Here is an 8,421-nt window from a genome sequence, read left to right as displayed (position 1 = left end):
GCCCGGGCACCACCCCGCCCCGCACCCCGACCGGCGGCACGCCCCGCACGGCCCCGGACGACAGCCGCCCGCCGGGCTCACGGACCGGCACCGGCCCGCGCATCGCCCCCGCCGACAACCGCCCACCGACGACTCGCGCAGAGGCCCGCGAAAGGCCCCTCGGCGCCCCTGTCGTCCCCTCCCAGACCCCTCGCAGGCCCATCCCCCAGCCCCGCCCCACCGACCTCTTCGCCGACCTTCTCCTCGCGGTCCTCAGCGGCCAGCGCCCCGTCCACTCGATGCTCCGGCACACGATCGGCCAGGCCTACGACGAGCTCGCCGTGCTCGCCGAACGCGGCCCCCTCCGCACCCACGGCACCCGCCCCGTCATCCGCGACATCGGCTACTACGTCCCACGCGACGGAGCGGTCGAGGCCTTCGCCCGCATCGGCGCCGGCGACCAGCTCCGCGCCATGGCCTTCCGCCTGGAACAGGGCCGGGACCGCCGCTGGCGCTGTGCAGCGGTGGAACTGGGCGGCCCGCGGGGCAGCCGCACGGACGACGCCTGACACCAGGAACCCTCGCAGGGCAGGCCCGCACGGCCGGTGCGGGTGCCTCCGAGCGCCCGCAGGCGAACGCCGAAGGGCCGGGCCACCCCAGGTGGCCCGGCCCTTCACACCGCTACAGCGTCACGGACACCGTCACTTCTTGCGGCGCCGCCCACGCGACTGCTTGCGCCGCTCCGCCCGCGTCAGGCCATCCGACTCGGACCGAACCGGCTCTTCGTCATCGGCGAACTCACCCTCGACGACACCACCCTCGCCGTCCACGGTCGGCGCGGAGAAGTGCAGATCCCGACGCTGCGGAGCGTCGAGCCCCTTCGCACGGATCTCCGGACGCGCACCCGCCTGCGCCGGCACCGAGTCCTGCTTGTCGAGCGACGGCCTGTCGACCTCGACCGGGACCTCCTCGACCTGCTGCTCGACCTGGACCTCCAGGTTGAACAGGTAGCCGACGGACTCCTCCTTGATGCCCTCCATCATGGCGGTGAACATGTCGAAGCCCTCGCGCTGGTACTCGACCAGCGGGTCCTTCTGCGCCATCGCGCGCAGGCCGATGCCCTCCTGGAGGTAGTCCATCTCGTAGAGGTGCTCGCGCCACTTGCGGTCCAGGACCGACAGCACGACCCGGCGCTCCAGCTCACGCATGATCTCGGAGCCGAGCTGCGCCTCGCGCCCCTCGTACTGCTCGTGGATGTCGTCCTTGATGGACTCGGAGATGAAGTCTGCGGTCAGCCCGGCCCGGTCGCCGGCCGCCTCCTCCAGCTCCTCGACAGTGATCTTCACCGGATAGAGCTGCTTGAAGGCGCCCCACAGCCGGTCGAGGTCCCAGTCCTCCGCGAAGCCCTCGGCGGTCTCCGCACCGACGTACTCGTCGATCGTGTCGTCCATGAAGTGCACGACCTGCTCCTGCAGGTCCTCGCCCTCCAGGACGCGGCGCCGCTCGCCGTAGATGACCTCGCGCTGGCGGTTGAGGACCTCGTCGTACTTCAGGACGTTCTTACGCGTCTCGAAGTTCTGCTGCTCGACCTGCGACTGGGCGGACGCGATCGCGCGCGTCACCATCTTGTTCTCGATCGGCACGTCGTCCGGGACGTTCGCCATCGACATCACGCGCTCGACCATCTGGGCCTTGAACAGACGCATCAGGTCGTCGCCGAGCGACAGGTAGAAGCGGGACTCGCCCGGGTCGCCCTGACGGCCGGAACGACCGCGCAGCTGGTTGTCGATACGACGCGACTCGTGCCGCTCGGTACCGAGGACGTAGAGCCCGCCGAGGTCCTTGACCTCCTCGAACTCCGCCTTGACCGCCTGCTCGGCACGCTCCAGGGCGGCGGGCAGGGCCTGCGCCCACTCCTCGATGTGCTCCTCGGGGTCGAGGCCGCGCTGGCGCAGCTCCGCCTCGGCGAGGTCCTCGGGGTTGCCGCCGAGCTTGATGTCGGTACCGCGGCCGGCCATGTTGGTGGCCACGGTCACGGCACCCTTGCGGCCGGCCTGGGCGACGATCGTCGCCTCCCGGTCGTGCTGCTTGGCGTTCAGCACCTCGTGCTGGACTCCGCGCTTGCTCAGCTGCTGCGAGAGGTACTCGGACTTCTCGACCGACGTCGTACCGACGAGGATCGGCTGGCCCTTCTCGTGCTTCTCGACGATGTCGTCGACGACCGCCTCGAACTTCGCGACCTCGGTGCGGTAGATCAGGTCCGACTGGTCCTTGCGGACCATGGGCCGGTTGGTCGGGATCGGGACGACGCCGAGCTTGTAGATCTGGTGGAACTCGGCGGCCTCGGTCATCGCCGTACCGGTCATGCCACAGAGGCCGGGCTGTTCCTTGCCGTTGTGGTCGTGGCGCTTGTAGAGGCGGAAGAAGTTCTGGAGGGTGATCGTGGCGAGCGTCTGGTTCTCGTCCTTGATGTCCACCCCTTCCTTCGCCTCGATCGCCTGGTGCATGCCCTCGTTGTAGCGGCGGCCGGCGAGGATACGGCCGGTGTGCTCGTCGACGATCATGACTTCGCCGTCCATGACGACGTAGTCCTTGTCCTTCTTGAAGAGCTCCTTCGCCTTGATGGCGTTGTTCAGGTAGCCCACCAGAGGGGTGTTCACCGACTCGTAGAGGTTGTCGATGCCCAGCCAGTCCTCGACCTTGGCGACACCGGGCTCGTGGATGGCGACCGTGCGCTTCTTCTCGTCGACCTCGTAGTCGCCGGTCTCCTCGATGCCCTTGAGCTGGTTGCCGGCCTCGCCCCTCTTCAGGCGGGTGACCAGCTTGGCGAAGTCGCCGTACCACTTGGTGGCCTGGTCGGCCGGACCGGAGATGATCAGCGGCGTACGGGCCTCGTCGACCAGGATGGAGTCGACCTCGTCGACGATCGCGAAGTTGTGGCCGCGCTGGACGAGCTCGTCCTTGGACCACGCCATGTTGTCGCGGAGGTAGTCGAAGCCGAACTCGTTGTTCGTGCCGTACGTGATGTCGCACGCGTACTGCTCGCGGCGCTGGGCGGGCGTCATGTTGGCGAGGATGCAACCGACGTCCAGGCCCAGGAACTTGTGGACGCGGCCCATCATCTCGGAGTCGCGCTCGGCCAGGTAGTCGTTGACCGTGATGAGGTGGACGCCCTTGCCGGACAGTGCGTTCAGATATGCGGGCAGGGTGCCGACCAGGGTCTTGCCCTCGCCGGTCTTCATCTCGGCCACATAGCCGAGGTGGAGGGCCGCGCCGCCCATGATCTGCACGTCGTAATGACGCTGACCGAGCGCGCGCTTGGCGCCCTCGCGCACGGTGGCGAACGCCTCGGGCAGCAGGTCGTCCAGCGTCTCACCATCGATGTACCGCTGCTTGTACTCATCAGTGAGGGCCCGCAGCTCGGCGTCGGAGAGGTCGACGAAGTCCTCTTCGATGGAGTTGACCTGGTCCGCGATGCGGTGCAGCTTGCGCAGGATCTTGCCTTCGCCTGCACGCATGATCTTCGAGAGGACGGACACGGGGGTAAGTCTCCTTGCCGGTCGGGCCTGGGACGGTCGGTTTCCATTTGACTTGACTGAGCAACGGCCATCGTATGCGAGGACCCGGCCACGCCGGGAGCCTGCCGAGGACGCCGACCGTCCGCTGCTTCAAATCTCCGTCAAAGGGGACAACGGACGGAGGTTGCGGATGGTGCCGTGTTCCCCCGACGATTTGCGCGAAGTGTGATCACCCGCTCACACAGAGCAAAAAGATGGCGTCCGCGCCCGGATCCCGAGCAGAATCGGCCGATGGAACCCGTCACGCTCACCACCGGCCGCCTGGTTCTGCGCACCGTCGGTCCCGACGACACCGACGCCGTGTACGCCGCCGCCCAGGACCCCGAGATGCAGCGCTGGCTCTCCCAGTTCCCCTCGCCCTATCTCCACGAGCACGCACAGGCCTTCACGGAACAGTTCGCCCCCGACGGCTGGGCCAACGACTCCATGTTCACCTTCGGCGTCTTCCTCCCCGCCGGCGAACTCGTCGGCATGCTCGGCATCACCATGCGCTCCCTCGGCGTCGCCGAGATCGGCTTCTGGGCCACGAAGGAACACCGCGGCAACGGCTACATCACCGAGGCCACCACCACGGCCGCCCGCTGGGCCTTCACAGCGCTCTCCATCGACCGCATCGAATGGCGCGCGGAAGTGGGCAACACCCCCTCCCGCGCGGTGGCGGAACGCGCCGGCTTCACCCTCGAAGGCACCCTCCGCTCCGCGGTCAACAACAAGGGCGTACGACGAGACTGCTGGGTGGGTTCCCTGCTGCCCTCGGACTTGGGTCTGCCGTCAACGGCGCCATATCTGCCGGCACACACACCATCCACCTCCTGACACCGCCCCGAGCCTTTCGGCCCGTCCGGCGTTCGAGGACGAGGCCCTTTCGGGGCCGACAGGGGCCTGGTGGCGGAGCCCCCAGGAACCCGGGTCGAAGGGGCGGCGCCCCTGGAGGATGGGACGGGTAGGGGCGGCGGGGGCGCAACAACCCAACGCCGCCCCCAACACAGCGCCCCCGAAGAACCCGCAGCTCAACCCACACTGTCAGTCCCACCTCCTATCGTGCGCAAGCATGACGACCCCGCGCCCCACCGCAGCGCTCTCCGCAGACGAGGCCCGCCGCATCGCCCTCCACGCCCAGGGCTTCCTCGGTACGCCCAACCGCAAGGCCGGCGTCCGCGGCACCCTCCGCCACCTCGGCGCGGTCCAACTCGACACCATCTCGGTCCTGGCCCGCTCCCACGAACTAATCCCGTACGCCCGCCTGGGAGCCGTAGGCCGCAAAACGGTCGAGGACGCCTATTGGACAGACACACACGCCTTCGAGTACTGGTCCCACGCCGCCTGCGTCCTCCCCATCGAGGAATGGCCCCACTTCGCCTTCCGCCGCCGTGCCTACCGCAGCCGCCCCCACTGGAACCACACCCTGCCGGACGGCACCTACGAGCAGGTCATCAAACAGCTCCGCTCCGAAGGCCCCCTCACCGCCACGGAGTTGGGCGGTGCGAAGAAGACCAGCGAGTGGTGGGACTGGTCCGGCACAAAGGTCGCCGTGGAGCGCGCGCTGATGTACGGCGAGGTTGTCTGCGTGGAGCGCCGCGGCTGGAAGCGCGTGTACGACCTGGCAGAACGCGCCGTCCCCACAGCCCTGCTGCACGACGACCTGGACGACAGCGAGTGCCTGCGCACCCTCGTCCGCCTCGCCGGCCAGTCCCTCGGCGTCGGCACCCGCGCGGACATCGCCGACTACCACCGCCTCAAGGGCGACCAGGTCGACGCGGTGATCGACGACTCGGGCCTGGTCCCGGTCACGGTCGAGGGCTGGTCCAAGCCGGCCTGGGCAGACCCCGCGGCCCTGGAGACGCCCCCGCGCGGCCGCCACCGTACGACCCTCCTGTCGCCCTTCGACTCCCTGATCTGGGAACGCGCGCGCACGGAGCGGATCTTCGGCTTCACCCACCGCCTGGAGGCCTACGTCCCCAAGCCGAAGCGGGTGTACGGCTACTTCGCGATGCCGGTCCTGGCCGGCGGCCGTCTCGTCGGCCGTGTGGACCCGGCACGCGAGGGCCGCACCCTCGTCGCCAGGCAGGTCACCCTGGACGGCCCGAAGGCGGTCCCGGCGGTGGCCCAGGCGCTGGTCGAGGCGGCGAGCTGGGTGGACTGCACGGACGTACGCGTCGAAAGAGTGGACACACCGGAACTCCGCGAGCCCCTGGCCAGTGAACTCACCCGAGCACTGGTTTGACAGAACCGCCGGACCTCAGCGGATCTCGAGGATCTTCTCCCGCATCGCATAGACGACGGCTTCCATCCTGGAGTGCAGCTGCAGCTTCTCCAGGATGTTGCGCACATGGTTCTTCACGGTGTTCTCGGAGATGAACAACTCCTTGGCGATATCGCGGTTGTTCATACCGGTGGCGACGAGTTTGAGAACCTCCAGCTCCCGGTCCGTCAGCCGCGGCGCGGGCACAAGTCGACGTTCATCCGTCCGCTGGATCATCGACTTGAACTCGGTGAGCAGTTTCGACGCCATGGACGGGCTGATCTGCGACTGCCCGTCGGCCACCGCGCGAATGGCGGTGGCCACCTCGTCCGTGGAGATCTCCTTGAGGAGATAACCGGTCGCGCCCGCCTTGATCGCCTCGTAGAGGTCGGCTTCCTCATCGCTGATCGTCAACATGATGATCTTGGCGCTGGGTGCCACCTCCTTGATGGAGGTGCAGGCCTCGATGCCGCCCCGCTTGGGCATCCGTACGTCCATCAGGACGATGTCGGGCAGCAGATCGGCGGCCTTGTCGACGGCCTCGGCGCCGTCGCCCGCCTCGCCCACGACCTGGATGTCCTCCTCGGCCGCGAGCACGATCTCGAGTCCCCGTCGGAAGAGGGCATGGTCGTCGACGACCAGGACTCGGATGGGCTCCTTGCGTGGTGAGCCCGCGTCCGATCCCATGCCGACGACGCCGTCGCCGGCGTCCTCGTCATGCGTCGGTCCGAAGCTGTCCGCCATCGTTCCTCCCCCTGAAGGCTGTGGCTGGTCATGTGCCATCGCCAACCCAAGGCAACGGCCCACCGGTTGGGCCGATGCGGCCATGATTTCATGCCCGGACGACACTGCGGTGACGAGCCGGGCGCGAAGTGGTCGCACACCGGTGCCCCTGGGGGCGCACACGCGCTCCAGGGGCACCGCTGAGCCGTCAGCCGGGCGCGTCAGCCACCCAGCGTGCCACCGGCCGCGGGGGACTGCGCCTGGGCGACCATCGGGTCCGTGCTGAGGTGGATGACGCCGTAGTCGTAGGCGTGCCGCCGGTAGACGACACTCGGTTCCTTGGTCTCGGAGTCGACGAACAGATAGAAGTCGTGCCCGACCAGTTCCATCTCGTAAAGAGCCTGGTCAAGGGTCATCGGGGAGGCGACGTGGGTCTTCTCGCGGACGATGAGGGGGCCTTCGCCCTTCACTTCCAGCGAGCCGATCTTCTTGGTGGGTACGCCGTCCGGCTCCTGCTCATGGACCGGGTTGCCGTTCCCGTTGAGCGTCGCCGCGCCCGGGACGTGGTCGGGGACCTCGGCCGCCGTGAGCCGGCGCGAGCCGCGACGGGAGTAACGCTTGTCGTGCTGCTTGCGCAGCCGGGCGTCGAGCTTTTCCGCCGCCAGGTCGAGCGCCGCGTACGGATCACTTGCTGCCGCCTCCGCCCGGATCACCGGACCGCGGGAGCGGAGCGTGATCTCCACTCGGTCACAGCGGTCGGCCTGTCGGGGGTTCGGCTCCTTGGACACCTCGACGTCGAGGCTGATCACCTTGCCGTCGAGCTTCTGGATCTTCTCCAGCTTCAGCTTCTCGGCCACGTGCTTGCGGAACCGCTCGGGCACCTCGGTTTTGCGGCCCTTGACGACGATGTCCACGCAGAACTCCGTTCCCGGATCACTCCGCGCCACTGGCGGAGCATCTCCCTTTTGCACCAGGTCCCGGTGAGCCCCGGAACCTCGGACTCGGTGACGTCCACCTCCTCCCCCGTGGGCAAGATCTCCACTCCACCGGGACGGGTGATTGTGAGAAACCCGCGGCACGGCAATCGGATATGAGAGGTGTGGCCTGCGCCTTTCCTCACAACCGAACATATCTCGCCCGGACGGATGTCGTCACCCTCTACCGCGGCGTACCTCCGTTCAGGTGAATTGGCCCTCTCATTACCTGCAACGATGCAAGTTCGCAGTCAGTTCCGGTTTATTTCGAAAGAACCTGGCGACGCCGCGACCACAGCCGCGCAGATGACGTCACCGGCACGGTAGGTCCGCACCATTCGGGGCCCACCGCCCATGTCTGCCTCCGCCAATCGATTCCTCCGTCCCCCTGTGCCTTCCCGAGGGGCCGCGCCGTACACAGCTGTTACGGCTGAGCCGTACGCGACCGAGGCGCTCTCACGCGCCCGCACCATCGTCTCCGCAGCCGTCGCCGCCCGCACGGCACGCGCCGCCTCCGTCAGGGACGCACCCGTCGTCATCAGGTCGTCGACGAGTACGACCGGACCACCGAGAAGCAGCCGCCCACCACCGGGAACGACCTCGAGCGCACCCGCGAGATTCTCCAGCCGCTCCCGCGAATCGAGCCCCGACTGATCAGCCACGGCACGACGTTGCCGCAACACACCGACCACGCGCGCCGCCACTCCACCGCGCCGCAGCTCCCCCGCCGCCGCAAGCGCGATCCGCCGCGCCGGATCATGCCCCCGAGCACCCACCACCCGCCGCGCGGAAGGCACAGGAACAAGCAACACGACCCGGCCCCCCGCTCCCGAACCCCCGGCTCCCGCCGCCGACACAAGCCCAAAACCGTCTCCCGCCAACCCCACCCCAGGCTCGACAGCAACCCCAGCGAACCCCGCAGCAC

The 8,421-nt window shown here is 68.4% G+C and carries 7 protein-coding genes; 3 read left to right on the top strand and 4 right to left on the bottom strand.

All coding sequences use genetic code 11. The annotated features are described in order from the left end of the window. Nucleotides 1-548, top strand: a 548-nt coding sequence (locus TN53_RS39710) for an Rv3235 family protein (protein WP_046263724.1), incomplete at its 5' end; no start/stop codon positions are given. Between the two features lie 132 nt (nt 549-680). Here TN53_RS39710 and secA read toward each other — a convergent pair. Beyond that, entirely contained in the window at nt 681-3,518 is a 2,838-nt protein-coding gene (secA, locus tag TN53_RS39705; RefSeq protein ID WP_046263723.1) for a preprotein translocase subunit SecA, read from the bottom strand. Nucleotides 3,519-3,788: 270 nt separating this feature from the next. Here secA and TN53_RS39700 point away from each other — a divergent pair, with 270 nt between their 5' ends. Further along, the gene (locus TN53_RS39700; RefSeq protein ID WP_046263722.1) at nt 3,789-4,373 is read left to right on the top strand and encodes a GNAT family N-acetyltransferase; all 585 of its coding nucleotides are present in this window, start codon (nt 3,789-3,791) and stop codon (nt 4,371-4,373) included. A 235-nt stretch (nt 4,374-4,608) separates the two neighbouring features. Next, nucleotides 4,609-5,781: a winged helix-turn-helix domain-containing protein gene (locus tag TN53_RS39695; RefSeq protein ID WP_046263721.1), complete on the top strand. Its 1,173-nt coding sequence runs from the start codon at nt 4,609-4,611 to the stop codon at nt 5,779-5,781. Between the two features lie 15 nt (nt 5,782-5,796). Here the strand turns inward: TN53_RS39695 and TN53_RS39690 are convergent, their stop codons facing one another. From TN53_RS39690 to TN53_RS48750, 3 genes are all read right to left on the bottom strand, one after another. Continuing rightward, nucleotides 5,797-6,543, bottom strand: coding sequence for a response regulator (locus TN53_RS39690; protein WP_046263720.1), 747 nt, complete (start codon nt 6,541-6,543; stop codon nt 5,797-5,799). Nucleotides 6,544-6,743: 200 nt separating this feature from the next. After that, nucleotides 6,744-7,436 carry a ribosome hibernation-promoting factor, HPF/YfiA family gene (gene hpf, locus TN53_RS39685; RefSeq protein WP_420719162.1) on the bottom strand — a complete coding sequence of 231 codons (693 nt, stop codon included), beginning with the start codon at nt 7,434-7,436 and terminating at the stop codon, nt 6,744-6,746. 311 nt (nt 7,437-7,747) lie between these two features. Beyond that, nucleotides 7,748-8,421: ComF family protein (locus TN53_RS48750; protein WP_234441813.1), on the bottom strand; the 674-nt coding region annotated here is incomplete at its 5' end.

It is taken from the genome of Streptomyces sp. WM6386, from assembly GCF_000972385.1.
In the GTDB taxonomy this organism is placed as follows: domain Bacteria; phylum Actinomycetota; class Actinomycetes; order Streptomycetales; family Streptomycetaceae; genus Streptomyces.
The sequence above is the reverse complement of the archived record's forward strand: the minus strand, read 5'-3'. Positions and strand labels throughout refer to the sequence as shown.

What these genes read in the sequence shown, in the direction of transcription:
- TN53_RS39700 (WP_046263722.1), top strand. Translation starts at nt 3,789, where the DNA reads ATGGAACCCGTCACGCTCACCACCGGCCGCCTGGTTCTGCGCACCGTC.
- TN53_RS39695 (WP_046263721.1), top strand. Translation starts at nt 4,609, where the DNA reads ATGACGACCCCGCGCCCCACCGCAGCGCTCTCCGCAGACGAGGCCCGC.
- TN53_RS39690 (WP_046263720.1), bottom strand. Translation starts at nt 6,543, where the DNA reads ATGGCGGACAGCTTCGGACCGACGCATGACGAGGACGCCGGCGACGGC.